Source organism: Streptomyces sp. NPDC023157 (assembly GCF_055560575.1).
This window is the reverse complement of sequence record NZ_JBVHIL010000006.1, coordinates 428,920-452,781: the sequence shown is the minus strand read 5'-3', so window position 1 is coordinate 452,781 and position 23,862 is coordinate 428,920. Positions and strand designations below refer to the sequence as shown.

Annotated in this window: 24 protein-coding genes; 12 read left to right on the top strand and 12 right to left on the bottom strand. The window is 72.1% G+C overall.

Going from position 1 to position 23,862, the window contains the following annotated elements:
- Positions 1-4: 4 nt before the first annotated feature.
- On the top strand, positions 5-1,525 hold the full coding sequence (locus ACZ3ZE_RS23815; protein WP_361166883.1) for a glycoside hydrolase family 3 protein: 1,521 nt from the start codon (positions 5-7) through the stop codon (positions 1,523-1,525).
- An 82-nt stretch (positions 1,526-1,607) separates the two neighbouring features.
- Here the strand turns inward: ACZ3ZE_RS23815 and nagB are convergent, their stop codons facing one another.
- Both nagB and ACZ3ZE_RS23805 read right to left on the bottom strand, forming a co-directional pair.
- Complete coding sequence (gene nagB / locus ACZ3ZE_RS23810; protein WP_329423929.1) at positions 1,608-2,393, bottom strand: glucosamine-6-phosphate deaminase; 786 nt, start codon at positions 2,391-2,393, stop codon at positions 1,608-1,610.
- Positions 2,394-2,556: 163 nt separating this feature from the next.
- The gene (locus ACZ3ZE_RS23805) at positions 2,557-3,309 is read right to left on the bottom strand and encodes an SDR family oxidoreductase (RefSeq protein WP_363292839.1); all 753 of its coding nucleotides are present in this window, start codon (positions 3,307-3,309) and stop codon (positions 2,557-2,559) included.
- 83 nt (positions 3,310-3,392) lie between these two features.
- On the opposite strand from ACZ3ZE_RS23805, the gene ACZ3ZE_RS23800 reads away from it, so the two are divergent.
- Both ACZ3ZE_RS23800 and ACZ3ZE_RS23795 read left to right on the top strand, forming a co-directional pair.
- Positions 3,393-4,067 carry a TetR/AcrR family transcriptional regulator gene (locus tag ACZ3ZE_RS23800; RefSeq protein ID WP_467260592.1) on the top strand — a complete coding sequence of 225 codons (675 nt, stop codon included), beginning with the start codon at positions 3,393-3,395 and terminating at the stop codon, positions 4,065-4,067.
- 293 nt (positions 4,068-4,360) lie between these two features.
- Positions 4,361-5,827, top strand: a complete 1,467-nt coding sequence (locus ACZ3ZE_RS23795) for a sensor histidine kinase (RefSeq protein ID WP_361167702.1) — start codon at positions 4,361-4,363, stop codon at positions 5,825-5,827.
- A gap of 215 nt (positions 5,828-6,042) precedes the next feature.
- Here the strand turns inward: ACZ3ZE_RS23795 and ACZ3ZE_RS23790 are convergent, their stop codons facing one another.
- Together ACZ3ZE_RS23790 and ACZ3ZE_RS23785 are read right to left on the bottom strand one after the other, a co-directional pair.
- Positions 6,043-6,300, bottom strand: a complete 258-nt coding sequence (locus ACZ3ZE_RS23790; RefSeq protein WP_003953983.1) for a WhiB family transcriptional regulator — start codon at positions 6,298-6,300, stop codon at positions 6,043-6,045.
- Positions 6,301-6,619: 319 nt separating this feature from the next.
- Positions 6,620-7,588 carry a diacylglycerol/lipid kinase family protein gene (locus ACZ3ZE_RS23785; RefSeq protein WP_467260589.1) on the bottom strand — a complete coding sequence of 323 codons (969 nt, stop codon included), beginning with the start codon at positions 7,586-7,588 and terminating at the stop codon, positions 6,620-6,622.
- An 85-nt stretch (positions 7,589-7,673) separates the two neighbouring features.
- Here ACZ3ZE_RS23785 and ACZ3ZE_RS23780 point away from each other — a divergent pair, with 85 nt between their 5' ends.
- Positions 7,674-8,138, top strand: coding sequence for a hypothetical protein (locus tag ACZ3ZE_RS23780; protein ID WP_361166897.1), 465 nt, complete (start codon positions 7,674-7,676; stop codon positions 8,136-8,138).
- 11 nt (positions 8,139-8,149) lie between these two features.
- On the opposite strand, the gene ACZ3ZE_RS23775 is transcribed toward ACZ3ZE_RS23780, so the two are convergent.
- The 3 genes from ACZ3ZE_RS23775 to ACZ3ZE_RS23765 form a co-directional block, all read right to left on the bottom strand.
- Positions 8,150-9,262 carry an RNA polymerase sigma factor SigF gene (locus ACZ3ZE_RS23775; RefSeq protein WP_467260587.1) on the bottom strand — a complete coding sequence of 371 codons (1,113 nt, stop codon included), beginning with the start codon at positions 9,260-9,262 and terminating at the stop codon, positions 8,150-8,152.
- Positions 9,259-9,672 carry an ATP-binding protein gene (locus ACZ3ZE_RS23770; RefSeq protein WP_015036094.1) on the bottom strand — a complete coding sequence of 138 codons (414 nt, stop codon included), beginning with the start codon at positions 9,670-9,672 and terminating at the stop codon, positions 9,259-9,261. The genes ACZ3ZE_RS23775 and ACZ3ZE_RS23770 overlap by 4 nt, the downstream gene beginning before the upstream one ends.
- Positions 9,673-9,862: 190 nt before the next feature.
- Complete coding sequence (locus tag ACZ3ZE_RS23765) at positions 9,863-10,123, bottom strand: UBP-type zinc finger domain-containing protein (protein WP_329423938.1); 261 nt, start codon at positions 10,121-10,123, stop codon at positions 9,863-9,865.
- Between the two features lie 77 nt (positions 10,124-10,200).
- Here ACZ3ZE_RS23765 and ACZ3ZE_RS23760 point away from each other — a divergent pair, with 77 nt between their 5' ends.
- Entirely contained in the window at positions 10,201-11,796 is a 1,596-nt protein-coding gene (locus tag ACZ3ZE_RS23760) for a Na+/H+ antiporter (protein WP_467260585.1), read from the top strand.
- Here the strand turns inward: ACZ3ZE_RS23760 and ACZ3ZE_RS23755 are convergent.
- Both ACZ3ZE_RS23755 and ACZ3ZE_RS23750 read right to left on the bottom strand, forming a co-directional pair.
- Positions 11,775-12,683: a 1-aminocyclopropane-1-carboxylate deaminase/D-cysteine desulfhydrase gene (locus ACZ3ZE_RS23755; RefSeq protein ID WP_361628168.1), complete on the bottom strand. Its 909-nt coding sequence runs from the start codon at positions 12,681-12,683 to the stop codon at positions 11,775-11,777. The genes ACZ3ZE_RS23760 and ACZ3ZE_RS23755 overlap by 22 nt on opposite strands.
- A gap of 41 nt (positions 12,684-12,724) precedes the next feature.
- Positions 12,725-13,315 carry an N-acetylmuramoyl-L-alanine amidase gene (locus ACZ3ZE_RS23750; RefSeq protein WP_361628171.1) on the bottom strand — a complete coding sequence of 197 codons (591 nt, stop codon included), beginning with the start codon at positions 13,313-13,315 and terminating at the stop codon, positions 12,725-12,727.
- A 294-nt stretch (positions 13,316-13,609) separates the two neighbouring features.
- Here ACZ3ZE_RS23750 and ACZ3ZE_RS23745 point away from each other — a divergent pair, with 294 nt between their 5' ends.
- From ACZ3ZE_RS23745 to ACZ3ZE_RS23725, 5 genes are all read left to right on the top strand, one after another.
- Positions 13,610-15,025, top strand: a complete 1,416-nt coding sequence (locus ACZ3ZE_RS23745) for a family 2B encapsulin nanocompartment shell protein (RefSeq protein WP_467260583.1) — start codon at positions 13,610-13,612, stop codon at positions 15,023-15,025.
- A 198-nt stretch (positions 15,026-15,223) separates the two neighbouring features.
- The gene (locus ACZ3ZE_RS23740) at positions 15,224-16,273 is read left to right on the top strand and encodes a family 2 encapsulin nanocompartment cargo protein polyprenyl transferase (protein ID WP_361166915.1); all 1,050 of its coding nucleotides are present in this window, start codon (positions 15,224-15,226) and stop codon (positions 16,271-16,273) included.
- Positions 16,274-16,380: 107 nt separating this feature from the next.
- Positions 16,381-16,965 (top strand): dihydrofolate reductase family protein, encoded by a 585-nt coding sequence (locus ACZ3ZE_RS23735; RefSeq protein ID WP_361166918.1) that lies wholly within the window; start codon positions 16,381-16,383, stop codon positions 16,963-16,965.
- 26 nt (positions 16,966-16,991) lie between these two features.
- Positions 16,992-17,360, top strand: coding sequence for a hypothetical protein (locus ACZ3ZE_RS23730; protein WP_361166921.1), 369 nt, complete (start codon positions 16,992-16,994; stop codon positions 17,358-17,360).
- A gap of 42 nt (positions 17,361-17,402) precedes the next feature.
- Positions 17,403-17,825 (top strand): DUF6304 family protein, encoded by a 423-nt coding sequence (locus tag ACZ3ZE_RS23725; protein ID WP_361166924.1) that lies wholly within the window; start codon positions 17,403-17,405, stop codon positions 17,823-17,825.
- 202 nt (positions 17,826-18,027) lie between these two features.
- On the opposite strand, the gene snpA is transcribed toward ACZ3ZE_RS23725, so the two are convergent.
- A complete protein-coding gene (gene snpA / locus ACZ3ZE_RS23720; RefSeq protein ID WP_361166926.1) occupies positions 18,028-18,675 on the bottom strand; it encodes a snapalysin in 648 nt (215 codons plus the stop codon).
- Positions 18,676-18,853: 178 nt separating this feature from the next.
- On the opposite strand from snpA, the gene ACZ3ZE_RS23715 reads away from it, so the two are divergent.
- Together ACZ3ZE_RS23715 and ACZ3ZE_RS23710 are read left to right on the top strand one after the other, a co-directional pair.
- Complete coding sequence (locus ACZ3ZE_RS23715; protein ID WP_361166929.1) at positions 18,854-19,807, top strand: LysR family transcriptional regulator; 954 nt, start codon at positions 18,854-18,856, stop codon at positions 19,805-19,807.
- Positions 19,804-20,295: a GNAT family N-acetyltransferase gene (locus tag ACZ3ZE_RS23710; RefSeq protein WP_361166932.1), complete on the top strand. Its 492-nt coding sequence runs from the start codon at positions 19,804-19,806 to the stop codon at positions 20,293-20,295. The genes ACZ3ZE_RS23715 and ACZ3ZE_RS23710 overlap by 4 nt, the downstream gene beginning before the upstream one ends.
- A gap of 36 nt (positions 20,296-20,331) precedes the next feature.
- Here the strand turns inward: ACZ3ZE_RS23710 and ACZ3ZE_RS23705 are convergent, their stop codons facing one another.
- Together ACZ3ZE_RS23705 and ACZ3ZE_RS23700 are read right to left on the bottom strand one after the other, a co-directional pair.
- The gene (locus ACZ3ZE_RS23705; RefSeq protein WP_361166935.1) at positions 20,332-20,466 is read right to left on the bottom strand and encodes a hypothetical protein; all 135 of its coding nucleotides are present in this window, start codon (positions 20,464-20,466) and stop codon (positions 20,332-20,334) included.
- Between the two features lie 147 nt (positions 20,467-20,613).
- Positions 20,614-23,523: an AfsR/SARP family transcriptional regulator gene (locus ACZ3ZE_RS23700; RefSeq protein WP_467260580.1), complete on the bottom strand. Its 2,910-nt coding sequence runs from the start codon at positions 23,521-23,523 to the stop codon at positions 20,614-20,616.
- Between the last annotated feature and the right edge of the window lie 339 nt (positions 23,524-23,862).

Here is a 23,862-nt window from a genome sequence, read left to right as displayed (position 1 = left end):
CACCATGACCATTCTCGAAAGCGCCTCGGACACGCTGACCCGGGACGCCCTCACCGTTCTCCAGCCGGGCTTCGTCGGCACCACCGCCCCCGACTGGCTGCTCCGCCGCATCGGCGAGGGGCTCTCCTCCGTCGGCCTCTTCGGACGCAACATCGACACCCCGGAGCAGCTCGCCGCGCTCACCGCGCGGCTGCGCGCCGAGCGCGACGACGTCCTGGTCGCCATCGACGAGGAGGGCGGCGACGTCACCCGCCTTGAGGTCAAGCAGGGCTCCTCGTTCCCCGGCAACTACGCGCTGGGCAGCGTCGACGACGTCGAGCTCACCCGGGCCGTGGCCCGCGAGCTCGGCCGCCGGCTCGCCGAGTGCGGGGTCGACCTCAACTGGGCGCCGTCCGCCGACGTGAACTCCAACGCCGACAATCCGGTCATCGGGGTGCGCTCCTTCGGCGCCGACCCCGAGCTGGTCGCCCGGCACACCGTGGCCTATGTCGACGGCCTCCAGGCCGTGGGCGTCGCCGCCTGCACCAAGCACTTCCCGGGGCACGGCGACACCAACGTGGACTCGCACCACGCGCTGCCCCGCATCGATGTGGACCTCGACACACTGCACGCCCGTGAGCTGGTGCCTTTCCGCGCGGCCATCGCCGCGGGTACCAAAGCCGTGATGAGCGCGCATATCCTGCTCTCCGCGCTCGACCCGAACCGTCCGGCCACCCTGAGCCCGCAGATCCTCACCGGTCTGCTCCGCCGGGAGCTGGGCTTCGAGGGGCTGATCGTCACCGACGGCATGGAGATGCAGGCCATCGCGTCGACGTACGGCATCGAGCGCGGATCCGTCCTCGCGATCGCCGCGGGCGCCGACGCCATCTGCGTCGGCGGCGGGCTGGCCGACGAGGACACCGTACTGCGCCTGCGCGACGCGCTGGTGACCGCGGTACGGACCGGTGAACTGCCCGAGGAGCGGCTGGCCGACGCCGCGGCGCGCGTGCGCGCCCTGGCGGCCTGGACCCAGGCGCACCGGGCCAGGGGGGCTGTTTCGGGGCCGGGCGCGGCAGTGCAGGAGGGGACCGCGCCCGGCACCGACGTGGGCCTCGTCGCGGCCCGCCGGGCCCTGCGGATCACCCCGGGGGAGCGGCCGTACCAGCCGGTCACCGGCGCGCCCTACGTGGCCTCCTTCACCCCCGTCGCCAACTTCGCGGTCGGCGACGAGACCCCCTGGGGCATCGCCGCCGAGCTGGAGCGGCTCCTCCCGGGCACCGCGACCGGCTCCTACGGCGCCGACGCCTCGCTCGACGAGCTCCTCGCCGCCGCCGGGGACCGGCGGGTGGTCGCGGTCGTACGCGACGCCCACCGGCACCCGTGGATGGCGAAGGCCCTGGACGCCCTGCTCGCGGCCCGCCCGGACACCGTGGTGGTCGAGATGGGCCTGAACGAGTCGGAGCCCCGAGGGGCCCTGCACATCGCCACGCACGGCGCCGCCCGCGTCTGCGGCCGCGCCGCGGCGGAGGCCGTCGTCGGCCGCTAGGGCCACGCTCCGCGTACACGGAAGGGGCCCGGCACCTGGATCAGGTGCCGGGCCCCTTCGGTTGTGTGCCGCCGGACAGGCCCTAGATGCCCTGCCAGGACGGCTTGTTCGCGAAGGTGTGGCGGAAGTAGTCCGCCAGCTTCAGCTTGGAGGCGGCGGCCTCGTCCACGACCACGGTCGCGTGCGGGTGCAGCTGGAGCGCGGAGGCCGGCACGAGCGCCGCGACCGGGCCCTCGACGGTCTGCGCGACGGCCTCGGCCTTGCCCTCGCCGGTGGCGAGCAGCACCAGGTGACGGGCCTCCAGGATGGTGCCGATGCCCTGGGTGATGACGTGGTGGGGCACCTGGTCGATGTCGTTGTCGAAGAAGCGCGCGTTGTCCACCCGGGTCTGCTCGGTGAGCGTCTTGATCCGGGTGCGGGAGGCGAGCGAGGAGCAGGGCTCGTTGAAGCCGATGTGCCCGTCGGTGCCGATGCCGAGGATCTGGAGGTCGACGCCGCCGGCCTCGCTGAGCGCCCGGTCGTAGGCCTCGCAGGCGGCCAGGACGTCCTCGGCGGAGCCGTCGGGGCCCATGAAGGCGTCCTGGGAGAGCCCGAGCGGCTCGACGACCTGGCGCAGCACCGTGGACCGGTAGGACTCGGGGTGCCCGGCGGGCAGCCCCACGTACTCGTCCAGCTGGGCGATGCGGGCCCGGGAGGCGTCCACGGAGCCGGCCGCGACCTGGGCGGTCAGGGCGTCGTAGATGGGCAGCGGGGTCGATCCGGTGGCCACGCCGAGCAGCGCGTCGGGCTTGCGGCGCAGGAGGTCGGCGATGCCGTCCGCGATGAGCTCGCCGCCCGCCTTGGCGTCCTTGACGATGACAACTTCCACGCTGTGCCTGCCGATCTGGTGAGGGGCTGGAAAGGAGCCTGGTGGTATAGACCAATCAAACCCAAATCTAGCAGAGCCGGGCCCGTCCGCCCATGCTGTTCCGGCCCGTCTCACCCATCGTCGGCCGCACCCGTCCCGCCAGCCACTCGAGCCCTCCTGGGGATCAGGCCAGCGAGCCTCCCGTCGCGTCGATCCACTGCCCCGTCACCCAACGCCCGTCGTGGGAGGCCAGGAAGGCCACCACGTCGGCTATGTCGGCCGGCTCCCCGACCTTCCCCAGGGCCGACATCGCCGCCGCCCCCGCCCAGGCCTCCTCGTTCCCCCGCAGCCAGCCCGCGTTGATGTCGGTGTCGACGATGCCCGGCGCCACCGCGTTGACCGTGATCCCGCGCGGGCCGAGCACCTTCGACAGATAGCGGGTGAAGGTGTCGAGCGCGCTCTTCGACATCGCGTACGCGATCAGCTCCGGCATCACCGCCGCGTGCGAGAGCCCCGTCGACACGTTCACGATCCGGCCGCCGTCGCGCAGCCGCTCCGCGCCCAGCTGGGCCAGGAAGAACGGCGCCTTCGTGTTGACCGCGAAGATCCGCTCGTACTCCTCCTCGCCGATCGAGGAGAACGGGGCCGAGGCGCCGATCCCCGCGTTGTTCACCAGGATGTCCAGGCCGTCCGCATGGGCGTCGAAAGCCGCCCACAGCGCCTCCGCGTCCCCCGGGACGCCCAGCTCCTGTCCGATCGCGAAGGCGTCGCCGCCCGCGGCCCGGATCGTGGCGACCGTCTCCTTCGCCGCCGCGTCGTTGCTCCCGTAATGCACGCCGACCCGCGCCCCGTCCCGCGCCAGGCGCTCGGCGACAGCCCGCCCGATGCCCCTGCTGCCACCCGTGACCAGTGCCGTCTTCCCCTTGAGCACGCCCATGACGACGCCCCCCTCACATCTGTAGCGGTCGTTACGAAAAGAACCGTACCACCTTCCGTAGCGTCCGCTATAGAATTAGTGCCATGACGTCGAAACAGCGCGGCCGGCCCCGTTCCTTCGACCGCCCGACGGCGCTGGAGCAGGCCACCATGGCCTTCTGGGAACACGGCTACGAGACGACCTCCGTCTCCGACCTCACCCGGGTGATGGGCATCAGCGCGCCGAGCCTCTACGCGGCCTTCGGCGACAAGAAGACCCTCTTCGAAGAGGTCGTGGAGGAGTACGCGCGCTCGTACGGGGCCTTCGGCGGGCGCGCCTTCGCGGAGGAGCCGACCGCCCGCGGCGCGATCGGCCGGATGCTCAGGGAGGCGGCGGTGGAGTACACGGACCCGGCCCACCCGCGCGGCTGTCTGATGATCTCGGCCGCGATCAACTGCTCGACGCCCGAGGTCGAGGAGGACCTGCGCACGCGCCGCAACGCCAACATCTCGGCCTTCGAGGCGCGGATCCGCCGGGACGTCGAGAGCGGCGAGCTGCCCGCGGACACCGACGCCCACGCCCTCGCCCGCTTCAGCGGCGCCGTCCTCCAAGGCATGTCCCAGCAGGCCCGCGACGGCGCAGGCCGGCCGGAGCTGGAGGCGCTGGCCGAGACGGCGATGCTGGCGTGGCCCGTGACGGGAACCCGGGCGGGGAGGGGCTCCGCGAGCCCCGCAGGCCCCGGAAAGCCCCCGGAAACACCCGCGGGCCGCGGCGCCTGACGGGACCCTCAACCCGTCCGGCACCGCAGCCCGGAGTTACTCGGCCGTGGGTGTGCGGTGCCCTCGGCCGTATGGGAGGTCTCGGCGCAGTCAGGGCAGAGAGCGCCGGGTACCTCGTCCACCCTCCTGTGCGGGGAGAGTGGAGGCTCCTGTACAGCATTGTGGACTAGACCATTCTCGTCTGTCCATCCATAGGAACCGGGTCCTTCCGGGCCCATCCTCCAACACGGAGGCCCGGAGATCCAGGTTCACCGCCCTGTAATTCCGCGGGTACGCTCGCACACGTGCCCTCCATGAACGACCTCGTCCGCCAGCACACCGCTCTGAGCGAGTCCGACCTCGACTGGCTCCACATGCTGGTGTCGGAGTGGCAGCTGCTCTCCGACCTCTCCTTCGCCGACCTCGTCCTGTGGGTTCCGACCCTGGACGGCACCCGGTACGTCTCCGTCGCCCAGATGCGGCCGAACACCGGCCCCACCTCGTACCAGGACGACATGGTCGGCCATCTGGTCCCGCGCGGCCGGCGCCCGCTCCTGGACGCCGCCCTGGACGAGGGCCGGATCGTGCGCGAGGGCGATCCCGAGTGGCGCGAGGAGGTCCCGGTCCGGGTCGAGTCCATCCCCGTTCGCCGTGAGGGCCGCGTCCTCGGCGTCATCGCCCGCAACACCAACCTGCTCACCGTCCGGACCCCGTCCCGGCTGGAGCTCACCTACCTCCAGTCCGCCTCCGACCTGGCCCAGATGATCGCCGCGGGCAGCTTCCCCTTCCCCGGCGAGCAGGTCGACATGGACTCCTCGCCCCGGGCCGGCGACGGGCTGATGCGGCTCGACGCCGACGGCGTCGTCCAGTACGCCTCGCCCAACGCCCTCTCCGCGTACCACCGGCTCGGCCTCGCCGCCGACCTCACCGGCCAGCACCTCGGCCAGATCACCGCCGAACTCGCCCCCTCGCGCGGCCCGGTCGACGAGGCCCTGGCCACGATGGCCTCCGGCTACGCCCCGCGCGAGTTCGAGGTCGAGGGCAACGGCGGGTCGATCCAGCTGCGCGCGATCCCGCTCAAGCCCAAGGGCACCCGCATCGGTTCGCTGGTGCTGCTCCGGGACGTCACGGAACTGCGCCGCCGCGAGCGCGAGTTGATCACCAAGGACGCCACCATCCGGGAGATCCACCACCGGGTGAAGAACAACCTCCAGACGGTGGCCGCCCTGTTGCGCCTCCAGGCCCGCCGGATGGACTCGGAGGGCGGCCGCGAGGCCCTCAACGAGGCCGTGCGGCGCGTCGGTTCGATCGCCATCGTTCATGAGACGCTGTCCCAGAACCTGGACGAGCGGGTCGAGTTCGACGAGATCGCGGACCGGGTGATCGCGATGGTCGCCGAGATCTCCCCGGGCAAGGTGACCTGCCGGCGCAACGGCCGCTTCGGCATCCTGGACGCCGAGGTCGCCACCCCGCTGGCGATGGTCCTGACCGAGATCCTGCAGAACGCCCTGGAGCACGCCTTCGCGCCGGGGGAGCAGGGCACCGTCGAGGTCACCGCCGTCCGCGGCGAGCCCCGCGCCGACGCCCGTCTGCTGATCACGGTCAAGGACGACGGCCGCGGTCTGCCCGAGGGCTTCGACCCGCAGCGGGCCGGCAACCTCGGACTGCAGATCGTGCGGACCCTGGTCGAGGGCGAACTCGGCGGCGGCTTCGACATGCAGCCGGGCGCCGAGGGCGGCACCCGGGTCGTCCTCGACATCCCCGTACAGCCGCAGAAGTAGCGTCGGTACGACGGGAGTTGAGAGCCGGATCACAGCGGGGCCCGATCTCGGCGGGGCCGGATCGCGTCGCCGGCCGGATCACAGCAGCGAGCCCCGGACCGAAGGGAATCGGTCCGGGGCTCGAATGCTGTGGGTTTACTGCTGCGCGCTGCGGCTCGGGGGCGGTGAGTGCGTACACGATGTACGCGCCGCTTGCCTCAGGCTGTCACGGTGGCTCAGGCGCTGGCGTTGCGCGCCCGGTTGCGGGCGGCGCGGCGCTTCATCGCGCGGCGCTCGTCCTCGCTGAGGCCACCCCAGACGCCGGAGTCCTGGCCGGACTCGAGCGCCCACTGCAGGCACTGCTCCATGACGGGGCAGCGGCGGCAGACGGCCTTGGCTTCCTCGATCTGCAGCAGCGCAGGACCGGTGTTGCCGATGGGGAAGAACAGCTCCGGGTCTTCCTCACGACAAACGGCGTTGTGACGCCAGTCCATGGCTGCTACCTCTCTTGGTTATTACGTGCAAGTTGCTTGTGAATGTGAACGCTTTCACGAATCCCCCCGCAAGGGAAGGGCCGACTGCCAGGTGAACTGGTGTGGTCCTGGGTTTTGAGGAGGGGTTCTGGCTCTCAGTGGAGGCCGGTCTTGCGGGCCGTCCCGATCGCCAAGAAGAGACTCGCAAACCTCGGCAGCGGATACAACCCCTTCTGGAAAGTTTTTTTTGATTCCTCGGTGTCGGCTCCGTCACAGCCGTACTTCTAGGGGGTGGATGGCAGCCTAAACGTTCGAGTGGAAGGACTTTCGACCCTTCCGGTCACACAATCACACGCAGTGCACGGCGTACGCCTGTGAACGTCACGCTCGTACGCAGCCCCAGGTGGTCACCGTCCATCTGGAGCGGCAGGGGGACCTTCGAATGCAAGGTGAAGTCGGTCAGGTCGTGCAGGGTCAGCGCGTGCTTTCCGTGCGGCCCCCGCTCGGGGGTCGAAGTGAGCAGCTGGGTCGCGTACCGGGCCACCGAAGGGGCCGAGAGCCGGCTCAGTCCGAGCACGTCGAGGGCCGTCTCGAAGGACGCCTCCGGGGACGCGTACACCGGACGATTCCCCAGGTAGGTCCAGGGAGAGGTGTTGCAGATTATGGAGAGGACCAGATCCTCCACAGGATCCTCACCGGGCCGGTCCAGCGTGATCGTGCCGTGCCGCCGGTTCTGCTCGCCCAGGAACTGGCGCACCACCTGACGCAGATAGAGCGCGTGGGTCGAACGCTTGCCGCGCTCCCGCTGCTGTTCGACCCGGCCGATCACACTCGCGTCGAAACCGAACCCGGCACAGAACGTGAACCAGCGTTCCGGTACCGCCTCGTCCTCCGTGCCCGGCGTGCCGGACGCGAGCCCGAGGCTCACTGTCCGTGCCCGCCGCTCACGCAGCGCGTCGAGCAGCGCCCCGGTCGCCTCCACGGCGTCGTTCGGCAGCCCGAGCGCCCGCGCGAACACATTGGTCGAGCCGCCCGGCACCACCGCGAGCCGCGGCAGCCGGTTCGGATCGGGCCCCGCGTGCAGCAGCCCGTTGACCACCTCGTTGACCGTGCCGTCGCCGCCGAGCGCCACCACCAGGTCGATGTCGTCCGAGTCGGCGGCCCTGCGCCCCAGGTCGCGGGCGTGGCCGCGGTACTCGGTCGTGATCGCCTCCAGCTTCATCTCGCTGGCGAGCGCGTGGATCAGCACATCCCGTGTGCGCGCACTGGTGGTGGTTGCTGCCGGGTTGACCACGAGAAGCGCGCGCATGGTCGCCAGGGTACCTACCCGGCGGTACCCCGGCCCAGCCGCCCGCGCCCCACGCCGCCCCTCGGGCCCCGGCTACCCTGCCTGCATGAGCAGTGCCGAGAGTGCCCAGAGCCCCGAGAGTGCAGACATGAGCGGTACGGAGCGGAGCCCGCGGCCCGGACGCCTCGCCGCCGCCGCCGCGGTGGCCGGCGTCGAGGGCCTCGCCCTCCTGGCCGGCGGCCTCTACCTGCTGGTGACCGTCCTGGCCGACGGGCCCGAGGACCTCACCTCGGCCGTCATGGGCGCGGCGACCCTCGTCGCCCTCGGCCTCATCCCGCTCGCCGCCGCCCGCGGCCTGTGGCTGCGCCGCTCCTGGGCCCGCGGCCCCGCGGTCATCACCCAGATCCTCGCCCTGCCGGTCGCCTGGCAGCTGCTCCAGGCGAACAGCGTCATGATCCCGGCCGGCATCGCGCTCGCCGCGCTCGCCGTGACCGGGCTCGTCCTGCTGGTGAGCCCGTCCACGACCGAGGCGCTCGGCATCCGGCGCCCCGGCCAGGACGCGCCCCAGTAGGCCCCCGGGGCCTACTCCTCGACCAGCAGCTTCTCCCGCAGCTGCGCCAGCGTCCGCGCGAGCAGCCGGGAGACGTGCATCTGCGAGATGCCGACCTCCTGCGCGATCTGCGACTGGGTCATGTTCCCGAAGAAACGCAGCAGCAGGATCCGCTTCTCGCGCGGCGGCAGGTCCTCCAGGAGAGGCTTGAGCGACTCCCGGTACTCGACGCCCTCCAGCGCCTCGTCCTCCGCGCCCAGCGTGTCCGCGACCGCGGGCGACTCGTCGTCCGTGTCCGGCACGTCCAGGGAGAGCGTCGAGTAGGCGTTCGCCGACTCCAGACCCTCCAGGACCTCCTCCTCCGAGATCCCGAGCCGCTCCGCGAGCTCGTGCACCGTCGGCGAGCGGCCGTGCTGCTGGGAGAGCTCCGCCGTCGCCGTCGTCAGGGAGAGCCGCAGCTCCTGGAGGCGCCGGGGGACCCGCACCGCCCAGCCCTTGTCCCGGAAGTGGCGCTTGATCTCGCCGACCACCGTCGGGGTCGCGTACGTGGAGAACTCCACGCCCCGGTCCGGGTCGAACCGGTCCACCGACTTGATCAGGCCGATCGTGGCGACCTGGGTCAGGTCGTCCAGCGGCTCGCCGCGGTTGCGGAAGCGCCGGGCCAGATGCTCCACCAGCGGCAGATGCATCCGCACCAGCCGGTCGCGCAGCGCCGCCCGCTCCGCGGAGCCCTCCGGAAGCTCGCGCAGCTCGAAGAAGAGCGCCCGCGCCCCGCTGCGGTCGTGCGGATGGGGCGTCTCCGGAGGCTCGGGAGCCTCGTCGGACCCCTCAGCCTCCTCGGACCCCTCAGCCTCCTCGGACCCTTCAGCCTCGTCGGACTCCTCCGCCTCGGCGGCTTCCGGTGACCCAGGGGTCTCCGGAGACCTGGCGGCCTCCGACGGCTCAGGAATCTCCTGGGCCCCGGCAGCCTCCGGGGTCCCCGGAACCTCGTTGTGCTGGTCCTGCTCGCTCATCTGGTCCGCCTGCTCCGCGTGATCCGTAGCGACCTCGACTCCAGTCTCGACCGAGACCGACCCGGCCTCGGCATCCGGATGCGGCCGTACCTGCTGCTCAGGGATGCCGGCCGTCGCGTCCCCGCGCCTCACGCCGGGCCTGGCCCCGCGCCGCGCTGTTTGTACAGGCTGATGGAGACCGTACGGTCCTCCGCCACGGACGATTCCACCTTGCCGGCCAGTGCCGACAGCACCGTCCACGCGAAGGTGTCCCGCTCGGGGGCCCGGCCGTCGGTCGTCGGGGCCGAGACCGTGACGTCGAGCGAGTCGTCCACCAAGCGGAAGACGCAACTCAGCACCGACCCCGGCACGGCCTGCTGGAGCAGGATCGCGCACGCCTCGTCGACGGCGATGCGCAGGTCCTCGATCTCGTCGAGGGTGAAGTCCAAGCGCGCCGCGAGACCGGCCGTGGCCGTACGCAGCACGGACAGGTAGGCACCCGCAGCGGGCAGCCGGACTTCCACGAAGTCCTGGGTCCCGGGCTCGCCTGCGATCTGGGACACCCTCACCTCCAAGGTGGCACAAGCTCTTTCGGGGTCCGGGGAAGAACCCCCCGAACCAGGCGGTACGCAGTGGATTGCGCAGTCCGCCGAGACGCTATCGCGATCCGTCCCACCGTGTCGCCGGGGGCCCTGAGGACCGGCCCCCGCCCGGCGGCCGCGGAGACCCGCGGAGGGGTGACGTACCCAGCCGTCAGACGATCGAACCGTCCACGAAGCACCAGCGCCAGCGCTCGTTCGGTTCGAAGGTGCGCATCACCGGGTGGCCGGTCGAGGCGAAGTGTGCCGTCGCGTGCCGCCCCAGCGAGGAGTCGCAGCAGCCCACGTGCCCGCAGCTGAGGCAGAGCCGCAGCTGGACGGGGTGGGTGCCGTCGGCCAGGCACTCCGGGCAGGTGGCGTGCAGCGGCGCCGGTTCGGGGCGCGGCATTTCGGCAACGTGCGGGCACTCGCTCATGATGGCCAGGTTACGTTGTGGCGGGAGTGACGTAACGGGAGTGACGCAAGCACGGACGGGACGGGCGACGGGACGGCATGGACGCACTGCAACTGGTCGCACTGGTCGCGGCGAGCGCCGCCGTCGCGGGGTTCGCCCGGCGCACACCGGTCCCCGCGCCGCTGCTCCTCGTCGCCGTCGGCCTCACCTGCGCCTACCTGCCCGGGGTGCCCGACTACACCCTCGACCCGCACATCGTGCTGCCGCTGATCCTGCCCCCGCTGCTCTACACGGCCGCCGTCGAGTCCTCGTACCTGGACCTGCGGGCCAACATCCGGCCCGTCGCCCTGCTCTCCGTCGGCTACGTGCTCTTCGCGACGGTCGCGGTCGGCTGGCTCGCGTACGTCCTCGTGCCCGACCTGCCGCTGACCGCGGCGCTCGTCCTCGGCGCGGTCGTCGCCCCGCCGGACGCCGTCGCCGCCACCGCCATCGCGCGGAAGCTGGGCCTGCCGAACCGGATCACCACCATCCTCCAGGGCGAGTCCCTGGTGAACGACGCCACCGCCATCACCGCGTACAAGGTGGCGCTCGCCGCCGCCGTGGGCGAGGGCATCAGCTGGGCCGGCGGCTTCGGCGAGTTCGCGCTCGCCGCGCTCGGCGGCATCGGCGTCGGCCTGGTCCTGATGGTGCCGATCCACTGGCTCCGCACGCACCTGCGCGAGGCCCTGCTGCAGAACACCCTCTCGCTGCTCGTCCCCTTCGTCGCCTACGCCGCCGCCGAGGAGGTCGGGGCTTCCGGGGTGCTCGCCGTCGTGGTCGTCGGCCTCTTCCTCGGGCACAAGAACTGGCAGGTCGACTTCGCCACCCGGCTCCAGGAGGAGGCGGTCTGGAAGATGGTCGCCTTCGTCCTGGAGTCCGCCGTCTTCGCGCTGATCGGCCTCCAGCTGCCGTACGTCGTCCAGGGCCTCGGCCGGTACGGCATCGGGGAGGCGGCCATGTACGCGGCCGGGGTCTTCGTGGCCGTGGTCGTCGTCCGCTTCGTCTGGGTCTACCCGGCCACCTTCCTGCCCCGCTGGATGTCCGCGCGGATCCGGGAACGCGAGCCCGAGGTGGACTGGCGGGCGCCGCTGGTCGTCGGCTGGGCCGGCATGCGCGGGGTCGTCTCGCTCGCCATCGCCTTCTCCATCCCCGTCGTCACCGACGGCGCCACGTTCGCGGCCCGCAACCTGGTGCTCTTCCTGACCTTCACCACCGTCATCGGCACCCTCGTCGTCCAGGGCCTCACCCTGCCGCCGCTCATCCGCGTCCTGAAACTGTCGGGACGCGACCGCTACCAGGAGACCCTGGCCGAGGCACAGGCCCAGAGCGAGGCCTCGCAGGCCGCCGAGGAGCGGCTCGACGCGCTCCTCACCGACCCCGCCAACAGCCTCCCGCCGCCCCTCGCCGACCGGCTCCGCACCGTCCTGGAACGGCGCCGCAACGCCGTCTGGGAGCGGCTCGGCGCGGTCAACGAGCTCACCGGCGAGACCGCCGACGACACCTACCGGCGCCTGGCCCGCGAGATGATCGAGGCCGAACGCGAGGTCTTCGTACAACTGCGCGACGCGCGCCGCATCGACGACGAGATGATGCGCACGCTGCTGCGCCGCCTCGACCTGGAGGAGGCCGCGGCCTACCGCGAGGAGTCCTCCTGAGGCTCCGGGGAGCCGGTGACCACGGCGGCGATCCGGGTGCCGGGGGCGAAGGCGCCCTCCTCGGCGAGCACCCCGAGCCCGTACAGCAATTTGGCGACATACAGTCGCTCGATGGCGAGTCCATGCCGCGCCCCGAAGGCCTCCGCGAAGGCTTCGAGCTCCGGGGTCGTACGGGCGTAACCGCCACAGTGGAAGCGCTCGTCGAGCCGCCAGTCCCCGCGCGGACCGCCGAACGCGGCCTCCTGGAGGGCGCGGACCTCGGCGCCCAGGAAGCCGCCCCTGAGGACCGGGACGCCCAGCGCCGGGCCCGGGAATCCGGCCGCGAGACCGGCCAGGGTGCCGCCCGTCCCGCAGGCGACGGCGGCCACGTCGGCCGCGCCCGCCAGCTCCCGGCCGAGCGCCACGCAGCCCTCGACGGCGAGCGCGTTGCTGCCGCCCTCGGGCACCACGTACACGTCCTCGGGGACCTGCTCCAGGAGCCGGGCCAGGACGGCGGGCTCGTGTTTGGCGCGGTAGGTGGCGCGGTCGACGAACAGCAGGCGCATGCCGTCGGCCGCGCACCGCGCGAGCGAGGGGTTCAGCGGCCGGCCGGCCAGTTCGTCGCCGCGTACGACGCCGACGGTGCGGAAGCCGAGCAGGCGGCCCGCGGCGGCCGTCGCGCGCAGGTGGTTGGAGTACGCGCCGCCGAAGGTGAGCACCGGGCGGCCGCCGGCCGCCCGGAGGTTGAGCGCCAGCTTGCGCCACTTGTTGCCGGGCAGGTCCGGGTGGATCAGGTCGTCGCGCTTGAGCAGCAGCGTCAGGCCGTGCCGGGCGAAGCGCTCGTCCTCGACCGGCTCCAGGGGGGAGGGGAGCCGGGGCCGCAGGTGTTCGAGGTCGGGCGCGTTCACCTGGCCATTCTCCCGCCTCCCGGACCGTCCCGGGCGGCGGGTCAGCGCAGGCGTTCGGCGATCCGCTCGCGCATCGAGGCCATCGTGAAACCGCGCGGATCGACCTTGCCGGGTTGCCACTCCAGGTGCCCGATCACCGAGCGCTGGGTCCAGCCGTGCACCCGGCACAGGGCCGCCGCGGCCTTGGCGATAGCGTCGAGCTGGACCTTGGGCCACGGGTCCACGCCGTCGCCGAGGTTCTCGCACTCGAAGCCGTAGAAGTGCCGGTTGCCGTCGGTGGTGGCCTCGTTGTCCGGGGGGAGGCCCTTCTCGGCGATGACCGCCCGCAGCACCTCGTCGTCGCCGAGACCGGCGTGGTTGGCCCTGCCGTAGCCGACCAGGTGGACGGTGCCGTCCTTGGCGATCACGCCGTGGCAGAGCGGCCCGGGCAGGGACGGGTAACCGTCCCGGCAGATGCGGACGGTGTTGCTGGTGCCCCGGGTGACGGTGTGGTGGATCATCACGCCGTGCACGGGGCCCCAGGGGCCCTTGTGGTTGCGGTTGTGGGTGCGCCAGTCGCCGACCTCGACGACGTCGAGTCCCTCGTCGCGCAGCGCGTCGAGGAAGCGGTTCGCGGACATGGGTGAGGACATGACCGGCTCCTTTCAGCAGGGGATACCGGTGCCACCGGAGTACCGGAGGGGCGTGCTCCGCTGCCATGCGTTCGGACCGTGTGCGAGCAGATCAGGACAGAGAGGGGTGAGGCGGCGCGAAGGGGCGCGGAGGGGCGCCCGGGACGGGCGTGCACCGGCGTGCGCTGTTCGAGTGGAAATCGACCGCCATGCCCAGCGGAACGCCGCCCACACCCACTCTTTTGTGTAATGGCGCGGCGACTCTCCGTGCTGAAAGGCTCTCTCTCGCAGATCTGTCATACGAGAGGGAGTTCCATGTCCGTTGGTTCGGTTGGCGACGAGGTCCGCGCGGATCAGGCACCGCCGCGGCAGAGTCTCGGCACGGCCGCCGCGCGGAACCTCGCGTCCACCACCAAGTCGGTCCCGCAGATGCAGGAGATCTCCTCCCGCTGGCTGCTGCGCACGCTGCCCTGGGTGCAGGTCCACGGCGGGACCTACCGGGTCAACCGGAGGCTCAGCTACGCGGTGGGCGACGGACGGGTCACCTTCGTCCAGACCGGGGAGCGGGTCGCCGTCATCCCGGCCGAGCTGGGAGAGCTGCCCGCGCTGCGCGGATACGAGGACGAGGACGCCCTCGCCGAGCTGGCCGGCCGCTGCCGCCAGCGCGCGTTCGCGGCGGGCGAGGTCATCGCCACCCGCGGCGAGAGCACCGACCGGGTCCTCCTCCTCGCCCACGGCAAGGTCGAGCAGATCGGCTCCGGGCCGTACGGGGACGAGGCCGTCCTCGGCGTCCTCGCCGACGGCGCCTACCTCGGCGAGGACGCCCTCGTCGACGCGGACGCCACCTGGGAGTGGACCGCCCGAGCCGCCACCGGCTGCACCGTCCTGGAGCTCACCCGCGCCGACGTGCTCGCCCTCGCCGAGCGGGCCGGCTCCCTCGCCGCCCAGCTCGCGGGCGTCGCCGCACTGCCCCAGCAGCGCACCAACTCCTACGGCGAGGCCGCCATCGCCCTCTCCGCGGGCCACGTCGGCGAGGCCGTCGTCCCGCACACCTACGTGGACTACGAGGCCGCCCCGCGCGAGTACGGGCTGAGCGTCGCCCAGACCGTCCTGAAGGTCCACTCCCGCGTGGCCGACCTCTACAACCACCCGATGAACCAGACCGAGCAGCAGATGCGGCTCACGGTCCAGGCGCTGCGCGAGCGCCAGGAGCACGAGCTGGTCAACCACCGGGAGTTCGGCCTCCTCGCCAACTGCGACTACGGGCAGCGGATCCAGCCCCACGACGGCGTGCCCGGCCCGGACGACCTGGACGAGCTGCTCTCCCGCCGCCGCGGCTCCAAGCTGTTCCTCGCCCACCCGCGCGCCATCGCCGCCTTCGGGCGCGAGCTCAACCGGCGGGGCCTGGTGCCCGAGACCGTCGACGTCGACGGCAGCCGGATCCAGACCTGGCGCGGGGTGCCGATCTTCCCGTGCGACAAGATCCCGGTCACGGGCGCCGGCACGACCTCGATCATCTGCATGCGTACGGGGGAGTCCGACCAAGGCGTGATCGGACTCCACCAGACCGGTCTCGCCGACGAGATCGAGCCCGGCCTGTCGGCCCGCTTCATGGGCATCGACGACCAGGCGATCTCCTCCTACCTGGTCAGCACCTACTACTCGGCCGCAGTCCTCGTCCCCGACGCCCTGGGCGTCCTGGAGAACGTGGAGATCAGCCGCCGGCGCTGACCCGGCGCGAGGGGCGGGGGCCTGCCGACGGGCCCCCGCCCCTCCCCGCCCCCTCCGTGCCGGCTCCATCCCGGCGTCGTACCGCCTGCCGTACGCATCCCGTACGGCATGCCGTGCCGGCGCCCGTACCGACGTCCGTACGCGGCCCACTGACCGGGGCCGCCGACCGGACCCCGAGAAAGCGACAGCGAAGAAGACATGACCACGATCAGCGTGGACGCCGCGACCGGGGGACAGGGTGCCGTGCTGCTCCTGGACCGGACGCGCAGCGTCGTCGACCCCCAACTGCGGAACACCGTCGAGTCGTTGCCCGACTCGATACGGCGGGTGGCGATGTACCACTTCGGCTGGGAGCACGCGGACGGGAGCCCCGCCGAGGGCGCCGGCGGCAAGGCGATCCGCCCGGCCCTCGTGCTCGCGGCGACCCGCGCCTTCGGCGCCGACCCCGAGCCCGCGGTGAAGGCCGCCGCCGCCGTGGAGCTGGCGCACAACTTCACCCTGCTCCACGACGACATCGTCGACGAGGACCCGACCCGCCGTCACCGGGCCACCGCCTGGAAGGTGTTCGGCATCCCGGACGCGCTGATGGCGGGCGACGCCATGTCCGCGCTCGCGCTGCGGCTGCTCGCCGAGGACCCCCATCCCGCCTCGACGGCCGCCGCGGCCCGGCTGGCCGCCTGCGTCATCGAGCTCTGCGCGGGACAGCAGGCGGACTGCGCCTTCGAGCGGCGCGGGCCGCGCGAGGTCGGGCTGGACGAGGTGGTGGCGATGGCCACCGCCAAGACCGGTGCCCTGCTCGGCTGCGCCTGCGCGGTCGGCGCGCTCTACGCGGGCGTGGGGGAGGAGGAGGTCGCGGCGATGGACGCGTTCGGCCGGGAGGCCGGGCTCGCGTTCCAGCTGATCGACGACCTGATCGGCATCTGGGGCGACCCGGGCCGCACCGGCAAGCCGGCCGGCGCCGACCTCGTCGCCCGCAAGAAGTCGCTGCCCGTCGTGGCGGCCCTCGTCTCCGGTACCCCGGCGGGCGAGGAGCTGGCCGAGCTGTACGCCCGACCGGTGCTCGACGCCGAAGCCGTACGGGCGGCGGCGGACGCGGTGGAGCGGGCCGGGGCCCGGGACTGGGCCCAGGCCCAGGCGGCCGAGCGGATGTCCCGCGCGGTGGAGCAGCTCTCCCGGGCGGTCCCGGACCTGTCGGCCGCCGGTGACCTGCTGGCGCTCGCGGAGTTCGTGACGCGGCGCACGCGCTGACCCGGTGAAGGGGTGCACCGACCAAGGGCTTGCGCAACCACTACAGATGGAGCACTATGGGCGCAGTGGTCAGCTCGACCGCGCTCCCTGAGGAAAGAGATCCCGGCTTGCGCAAGCTCACGTACTACGTCGCCTGCACCCTCGACGGCTTCATCGGCGACCCCCATGGCGACGCCTCCTCCATGTTCCAGTTCATGGACGAGGAGTACGCCGCTTTCATGAACACCGAGTACCCGGACACGATCCCCACCGCGTTCCGCGAGGTCTTCGGCCTCGCGGACGTGCCCAACAAGCGCTTCGACACGGTCATCCAGGGCCTCGGCTCGTACCGCCTCGCCCTGGACGCCGGCATCACCAGCCCGTACGCCCACCTGCGCGAGATCGTCGCGACCCGCTCGCTCACCGAGTCGCCCGACCCGAACGTCGAGCTGGTCGCCGGTGACCTCGTCGCCCGGGTCCGCGAGCTCAAGGCCGAGGACAGCTCCCTCGGCATCTGGGTCTGCGGCGGCGCCCAGGTCGCGGGACAGCTCGTCGACGAGATCGACGAGCTCGTCATCAAGTCGTACCCGCAGATCTACGGCGCCGGCATGCCGATGTTCGGCACCGACTTCGGCATCCGCGACTTCACGTTGGAGAACGTGCGCGGCTTCACCAACGGGGTCGTCGTGCGGACGTACACCAAGAAGCGGTGACGGACACCGCGTCCTAGGCTGGAGGCATGGCCGACACGGCGCCGCACACCACACGGGACCCCCGGGCCGAGCACCCCTGCCCGGCCTGCGGGCAGCCCCGCGGTGTCCTCGCGCGACGGCACAAGGTCCTCGGGGCCTGGGTGCCGGAGTGGGAGGTCCAGCCCTGCCGCAACCCGCGGTGCGAGCGGTACGAACCCGAGCCCGCCGGAGGCGACCCAGGGGCCGGCACCGGAGCTGTCACCGGAGCCGCCACCGGAACGCCCACCGTCTCCGGAACCGCCTCCGGGACCCTCCGCGCGCCCGTCGCGGGGCACGGTGCGGAAGCCGCGAGCACGCACGTGACCGGCAAGAACGGCGAGAGCGGCGAGACCGGGAGAAGTCCGGCCCCGGGGTGACCGGGCGCGCGCCGGAGCCGGTCATACCGCTACAGTCCGCGCATGTCATCGGAGTCGACAGAAGTCTGGACCGGTTGGTACCGGGACCGCCTCGGAGCGGAAGCGATCGTGATCGCGGCCGACGGGGGCCATGTGGCCACCCGGATCAGGGGAATCGAGTACAAGGGCGCCGGCTTCGCCGCGCTGCGTGCCGTGGACGAGGGCGGGCAGGCCCTCGGCGGATGCGTGCTGGAGTGGGACCTCCCGCTCCCCGTCGTCGCGGACGGCGCGACCCAACAGGCCACCCTCAGCTGCCTGCTGACGCTCGGCGAGCGGGCCGACCTCAGCCTGACCCTGCACTACGGAGGCGCGGCCTTCGAATCCGGCATAGCCGGGGCCGACTTCGACGAGGCCCTCGCCCGGGTCGGCCGCCAGCTCCCGCCCGGCACCGAGCTCGTCCGGAGGCTGCTCCGCGCCGCCGCCTGACCCGCCCGGAAGGGCCCGAGAACCACCACCGGGCGAGAACGCCCCGGCCCTGGGGAGGGGGCACGGGACGGTCTCGCCCGGTTCGGCGTTCTCCGGGGCCGTCACGGAATCACGGAATCACGGATTCACGGAGTCGCGGATTCATGACGGCCAGGGAGGGCGCGGGGGTCGCGACGGTCAAGGGGTGGCGACGGTCACGGGGTCACGAGGTCTTGAACGCCGAGGTGAGGCCGTAGCGCCACAGCTGGTCGACGCGGGACCGCTCCTGGGAGTTCGGATAGGCGTTCTGGCAGGACGTGCCGGGCCCGCCACCGGACATCAGCTCGCTGCACGGGCCGCTGTAGTGGTCGGGGAGGCCGAGCACGTGCCCGGTCTCGTGGGCGGTCACGCGAGTGGAGTTGTACTGCTGGTTCTGCCGGTAGTCGAGGAAGATGTAACCGTTGCCGTGCCCGTCGGTGCTCGCGTACGAGCCGCGCGAGTCATTGCCCTCGTAGTAGGCGAAGTCGGCGTTCGACCCCTCCACCAGGCGGACGTTGGCGACGGAGCCGTTCCAGATCTGCGCGGACTGGGATATCTGGCCGCGGAAGCTGGGGGCGTTGGCGGTGCTGTAGACCACCGTGACGGCGGCGGCACCAGGCGCGGCGGCCCGCTTCTTCGCCACGGACTTCATGACGGCGTCGAAGAACGCCTGGTTGGCCTTGGCCTCCGCGCTCGACCCGGCGTAAGCGGTGTAACCGGAGTACGGAGCGGGCGACGCGTCCGCCGTGGCGGGAACGGCGCCGAGGGAGAGGCTGAGGCCGGCGCCGAGGGCGGTGGCCAGCAGGGAGGTGAGGATCTTCGGGTGTCGCATGGGGGGCTCCTCCTGTGGGGTTGAGGAGAGTGTCGGGGGAGCCGGGGCGCGTGGGAATGATGTCAGCACCCGATAACACCAACACATCACCGATCCGCCAACTCACCTCCCCATGGCGCTGGTTGAGTAAGCGGAGGCCATCTGGTGCCCCTGCCCCTCCCGCCCTAACCTCGGCTCCATGGAGCTGGAGGTCAGGCACCTGCGGGCGCTCTGCGCCATCGCGGACACCGGAAGTCTGCACAAGGCCGCACGCCAACTGGGCGTCAGCCAGCCCTCGTTGACCACGCAACTGCGCCGCATCGAGAACGCCCTGGGCGCCGAACTCTTCTCCCGCACCCGCACCGGCTGCCACCCCACCCCGCTGGGCCGCACGGTCCTCGGCCGGGCCCGCCCCCTCGTCGACGGCATGACCGCGCTCATCACCGAGACCCGGGCCGCCGCGGCCCGCACCCGCGGCCCCGCGCTCCGGGTCGGCTCCACCGCCAGCCGTGCGCTCCCCGGCTGGCTCCGCCGGCTCCGCCAGGGCCTGCCGGACAGCGACATCGCCCTGCGCGTCGACGTCTCGGCCCACGCCCTGCTGCGCACCGTCGAGGCCGGCCGGCTGGACCTGGCCTTCGTCCACGAGGTCGAGGGCTGCCCCCTGCGGGTCCCGCCCGGCCTCAAGGGACGCGTCCTCGTCGAACGGGAACCCCAGTTCATCTCCATGGCCCGCGACCACCCGGCGGCCGGGCGGGAGGTCGTGGAGCTCGCCGACCTCGCCGATGACCGGTGGGCCGTCGACCCGGCCGTCGACGGCGAATGGGACGGCCTGCACCGGGTGCTGCGCGCGGCGGGCCTCGACCCGCCCCTGCTGCACGCCGACTACCACACCGCCGCCTCGCTCATCGTCCTCGGCGAGGCCGTCGCCCCCTGCCAGCCCACCTCGGACCCGCGCGAGGACATGGCCGTCCGCCCCCTGCGCGGCGACCCCCTGGCCGTCCGCCTCCTGCTGTACGCCGCCCCGGGCGTCCCCCTCGACCGCCCGTACGCCGAACTGGCCGCCGCCTACCGGGAGGCGGCCTTGGGGGCGGCCCCGTACCGGAGCTGGCTGCGCGCGGGCGGGACGGCGGGACCGTGCATGATGTCGGCATGAGCACCGAGCACGCCCAGGAGACCCGTACGGCCCGCGTCCGCCACGCCCGCCCGGAGGACCTGGCGCGCGTCGCCGAACTGGCCGCCGAACACGCCGCGTACGAGAAGGCCACGGCCCCCGCCCCCGGCCTGGCCGACCGCCTCCACGGCCTCCTCTTCGCGACCCCGGCCCCCCGCCTGCGCTGCCTGGTCGCCGAACTCCCCGACACCACCCTCGCCGGCTACGCGACCTGCGCCCCCGAACTGTCCACCTGGGACGCCGCCGAATACCTCCACATGGACTGCCTCTACCTCACCGAGGCGGCCCGGGGCCACGGCCTCGGCGCCCTGCTGATGACGGCGGTCCGCACCGAGGCGGCCACCCTCGGCCTCACCGAGATCCAGTGGCAGACCCCACCGTGGAACGAGGGCGCGATCCGCTTCTACGACCGGCTGGGCGCGACGTCGAAGGAGAAGCGGCGGTATTCCTGGCGGGCGGCCGGGGAATGAGAAACGGGCCCGGAGCAGTTCCGGGCCCGGGGTGAATCAGGTGAGGTCGACGGCGGAGACGGCGAGAAGGGTGTCCGTTTCGGTCGTCGAGCTCGGGATGCATATCGCGATCCCGATGGCGGCGGCGGTGCCGACCAGGCAGACGAGCAGATGCGCTGTGAATTTCTTCATTTCACTCACTCGAGTTCGTTCCGGGGCGCTTCGTTGCGCTCGACGGGATTTCAGCACCCGCTAGGCATCGCGCGCAAACCGACAACACGGCGATGATCTTTCTGATAAATTCACTACCCGTCAGCGCGAGTGAATATGCCAGGGGTATTAACCCTCACTCTGCAGCGCCTCCAGCGCCCGTCGCGCCTCCCCCTCCTCGTGCGCCGCCCCGATGTCCCGTGCCGCCGTCCATGCGCCCTTGTAGTGCAAGGCGGCCTCGGTCGGGCGGCCCACCGCTCGGAGGGCGTCGCCGATGTTGTGGAGGGTGGCGGCGGAATTGCGGAGGTCGCCTACTCTCCGGAAGACCGAAAGGGCCTCGCGGTACAGCGCGAGCATCTCGTCGGATTCGCTCTCGGCGATCATCGTGTTGGCCAGGTTCACTTGGGCGGACGCCCGTTCCGTATCGCTTCCCACTCTTTCGAGGAGGGCGAGGGATTCCAGGGCGACGCGGCGTGCGGTGTTCCGCTCGCCGAGGTGGATGTGCAAATCCGAGAGATTGTTGAGAACGCGGGCGACTTCCCGCTCGTCGCCGCAGGAGCGGAATCCCTTCAAAGCGGAGTGGAGGGATTCCTCGGACGCCTCGTAGTCCCCGATGAAGAGATGCGTGATGCCCATGTTGTTCCGGCAGCGGGCTATCTGCCAGACGTCACCGGTCCGTCTGCGTAATTCCAGCGTCGCGCTCTGGAAGGTCAGCGCGGTGCCGTGCCGGCCGAGGTTCCAGTGGATGACGCCGAGGAGGTGCCGGACCTCGGCCTCCGTCTCGGGGTCGCCGATCGCGCCGGCGAGGTCCAGGGCGCGGTGGGCGCTCGTCAGGGCGCGGGAGTAGCGGCTCGCCCGGGACTGGGCGCCGGCCAGGTCGATGAGGGCGGACGCCTCTCCCCGCGCGTCGCCCACCGCGCTCCAGTGGCGTGCGGCGGGGCCGTGCATGCGCTGGGCCTCGCTCCAGTGGCCGTCCTCCTCCAGGAAGCCGGCCAGGGCGCCGGCGAGCAGGGCCGCTTCGAGCGGGCGCCCGCGCGTGCGCGCGCACTGCTCCGCGGCGACGAGACCGGCGCGCTCCTGGGCCAGCCAGTCCCGTGCCTCCTGGGCGTCCCGCCACTCGGGCAGCGCGAACGCCGAACCGCCCTCCGGTGAAGGCGCCGCGGGTTCGTACCGGAATCGGCGCGGATGGATCAGACGCGCGGCCCGCCGGGACGCGTGCAGATAGAAATGGATCAACCGGCCCTGCGCGAGATCGCGTTCGGCGGACGGGTCCTCCATCGCGGCGAGCAGGCGCGCGTATTCCCCGACGAGATCATGGAACTGGAATCTCTCGGGCGCGGGTTCGGACAGCAGATGATCGTCGAGGAGGGAGTCGAGCGCGCGTTCCGTGGCGTCGAGGGAAAGGCCGGTGAGCGCGGCGGCGGCGTGCGGTCCGAAAGTGGCTCCGAAGTGCAGGCTCAACAGACGGAACGCCTTCCTTCGCTCTTCTGTCAGGGCGTGGTACGACATTTCGAATACCCGGGCGATCTCACGGAATCCGTCTCTGATCTCCGCGAGCCTTCCGGGTGTTCTCGTGAGTTTCTCCACCAGGTGCGAGGTGCTCCACGAGGGGCGGGACGCCAGGCGTCCGGCGGCCAGTTCGACCGCGAGCGGCAGGTGCCCGCAGAGCCGGACGATGCGCGCCACGTCCTCCGGGTCCCGTACCCGGTCGTCGCCGACGAGGCGCCGGAAGAGCGCGGCGGCGTCGGCGGCGGACAGGATGTCGAGGAAGAGCGAGCGGACCCCGGGCAGTCCGGTGAGCCTCCGCCGGCTGGTGACGATCACCAGGGACGGGGAACTGCCGGGAAGGAGCGGCCGCACCTGTTCCGCGTCGGCCGCGTCGTCGAGGACGATCACGGCGCGCCGGTTGCTCAGCAGGGTGCGCCAGAGCGCGGTGCGTTCGTCGGGGTCCGCCGGGATGGAGTCCGCCGCGACGCCGAAGACCCGCAGCAGGGTGAACAGCGCCGCCTGCGCGCTCAGCCCTTGGCGCCCGGGGGCGTGGGTGCGCAGATCGAGCAGGACCTGCCCGTCGGGGTAGCGGTCGGCGAGCAGGCGGGCCGCGTGCACGGCGAGGAGGGATTTCCCGACCCCCGGCATTCCGGCGATCGTCTGGAGGGCGATGACCCCTCCGCCGCCCGCCCCTGAGGGGTCCGCCGTCGCCGTGTCGGCCGGGGTGCCGATGCTCGTGATCAGCCCGAGTTCGCGTTCCCGGCCGACGAGGTCCCCGTGTCCGGGCAGGGTGTGGGGTGCGGCGGGGGAGGGCGGCGCCGGCGCCGGGCGCGGCAGCAGCTCGGCGACGGGCGCGCGGTCCAGGACCAGCCGGTGGACCCGGGACAGGGCTTCGCCGGGGTCCGTCCCCAGCTCCTCGGAGAGCCTGCGGCGGACCGAGTCGTAGGTGCGCAGGGCGTCCCCCTGGCGCCCGGAGCCGTAGGCGGCCGTCATCAGCTGGGCCGCGATGGTCTCGTCCGTCGGGTGCGCGTCGAGCAGTGCCGCCAGGTCGGGGACGAGTTCGGCGTGGCGGCCGAGGCCCAGTTCGATCGCGGTCCGCGTCAGCGTGGCGGCGAGCCGCTTCTCGGTGAAATGGGTCCGCGTCCCCTCCGCCCACAGGCCGGTGAGCCCCGCGAGCGGCTCGCCGCGCCACAGCCCGTCCGCCTCGGTGAGGCGCTCCAGCGCGCCGCCGGTGTCCCCGCCGCCGGAGAGCGCGCGGGCCTCGTCGGAGAGGCGCCGGAAGCGGTGCCAGTCCACCAGGTCCGGGTCGATCTCCAGGGTGTACGCGTGCGCCCCCTGGAGCAGGTGCGCGGGGCACGCGGCGGTGCGCAGGCGGCGCCGGATGCGCGCCGCGTACACGTGCAGGCTGGCGCGTGGCTTGCTGGGCGGCTGGTCGTCCCACACCCGGTGCACGAGCGTGTCGAGGGTGACGGGGTGTCCGGCGTCCAGGGCCAGGGCGGTGAGGGTCAGCCGTTCCTTCGGTGTGCCCGGTGCGCCGCGGCTTCCGTCCAAGCGGAATTCCACCGGCCCCAGCAAGAGTATTCCGAAGTCCACCGAGCGCCCCCTATAGCCGGTAGGCCCGCACGTGTGTGCCTGCACTCGCTTGCAGAGGCCAAAGGATGACACGATGTCAACTCGGTCAAAAGATGGCGCCACTCGATCAAATTGCTTGGCCAGAATGATCTGTTGATCTCGGTTGATCAGAGTGTTCGGTCTGATTTGGGTCAATTGGGGGTAGGGGTCATGCCGTCCAAGAAGGCCAGAGTCATAGGCGCCGACGGACATACGGGGGGAGACGCAAGATATGGAACCCGTGACGGCTCCACGACTCACCACTGCCCTGCTCCACGG

What these genes read in the sequence shown, in the direction of transcription:
- ACZ3ZE_RS23745 (WP_467260583.1), top strand. Translation starts at nt 13,610, where the DNA reads ATGTCCGTTGGTTCGGTTGGCGACGAGGTCCGCGCGGATCAGGCACCG.
- ACZ3ZE_RS23785 (WP_467260589.1), bottom strand. Translation starts at nt 7,588, where the DNA reads ATGCGCGCGCTTCTCGTGGTCAACCCGGCAGCAACCACCACCAGTGCG.
- ACZ3ZE_RS23795 (WP_361167702.1), top strand. Translation starts at nt 4,361, where the DNA reads ATGAACGACCTCGTCCGCCAGCACACCGCTCTGAGCGAGTCCGACCTC.
- ACZ3ZE_RS23805 (WP_363292839.1), bottom strand. Translation starts at nt 3,309, where the DNA reads ATGGGCGTGCTCAAGGGGAAGACGGCACTGGTCACGGGTGGCAGCAGG.
- ACZ3ZE_RS23715 (WP_361166929.1), top strand. Translation starts at nt 18,854, where the DNA reads ATGGAGCTGGAGGTCAGGCACCTGCGGGCGCTCTGCGCCATCGCGGAC.
- ACZ3ZE_RS23730 (WP_361166921.1), top strand. Translation starts at nt 16,992, where the DNA reads ATGGCCGACACGGCGCCGCACACCACACGGGACCCCCGGGCCGAGCAC.
- ACZ3ZE_RS23750 (WP_361628171.1), bottom strand. Translation starts at nt 13,315, where the DNA reads ATGTCCTCACCCATGTCCGCGAACCGCTTCCTCGACGCGCTGCGCGAC.
- ACZ3ZE_RS23800 (WP_467260592.1), top strand. Translation starts at nt 3,393, where the DNA reads ATGACGTCGAAACAGCGCGGCCGGCCCCGTTCCTTCGACCGCCCGACG.
- ACZ3ZE_RS23815 (WP_361166883.1), top strand. Translation starts at nt 5, where the DNA reads ATGACCATTCTCGAAAGCGCCTCGGACACGCTGACCCGGGACGCCCTC.
- snpA (WP_361166926.1), bottom strand. Translation starts at nt 18,675, where the DNA reads ATGCGACACCCGAAGATCCTCACCTCCCTGCTGGCCACCGCCCTCGGC.
- ACZ3ZE_RS23760 (WP_467260585.1), top strand. Translation starts at nt 10,201, where the DNA reads ATGGACGCACTGCAACTGGTCGCACTGGTCGCGGCGAGCGCCGCCGTC.
- ACZ3ZE_RS23765 (WP_329423938.1), bottom strand. Translation starts at nt 10,123, where the DNA reads ATGAGCGAGTGCCCGCACGTTGCCGAAATGCCGCGCCCCGAACCGGCG.
- ACZ3ZE_RS23740 (WP_361166915.1), top strand. Translation starts at nt 15,224, where the DNA reads ATGACCACGATCAGCGTGGACGCCGCGACCGGGGGACAGGGTGCCGTG.
- ACZ3ZE_RS23790 (WP_003953983.1), bottom strand. Translation starts at nt 6,300, where the DNA reads ATGGACTGGCGTCACAACGCCGTTTGTCGTGAGGAAGACCCGGAGCTG.
- ACZ3ZE_RS23705 (WP_361166935.1), bottom strand. Translation starts at nt 20,466, where the DNA reads ATGAAGAAATTCACAGCGCATCTGCTCGTCTGCCTGGTCGGCACCGCC.
- ACZ3ZE_RS23725 (WP_361166924.1), top strand. Translation starts at nt 17,403, where the DNA reads ATGTCATCGGAGTCGACAGAAGTCTGGACCGGTTGGTACCGGGACCGC.
- ACZ3ZE_RS23780 (WP_361166897.1), top strand. Translation starts at nt 7,674, where the DNA reads ATGAGCAGTGCCGAGAGTGCCCAGAGCCCCGAGAGTGCAGACATGAGC.
- ACZ3ZE_RS23710 (WP_361166932.1), top strand. Translation starts at nt 19,804, where the DNA reads ATGAGCACCGAGCACGCCCAGGAGACCCGTACGGCCCGCGTCCGCCAC.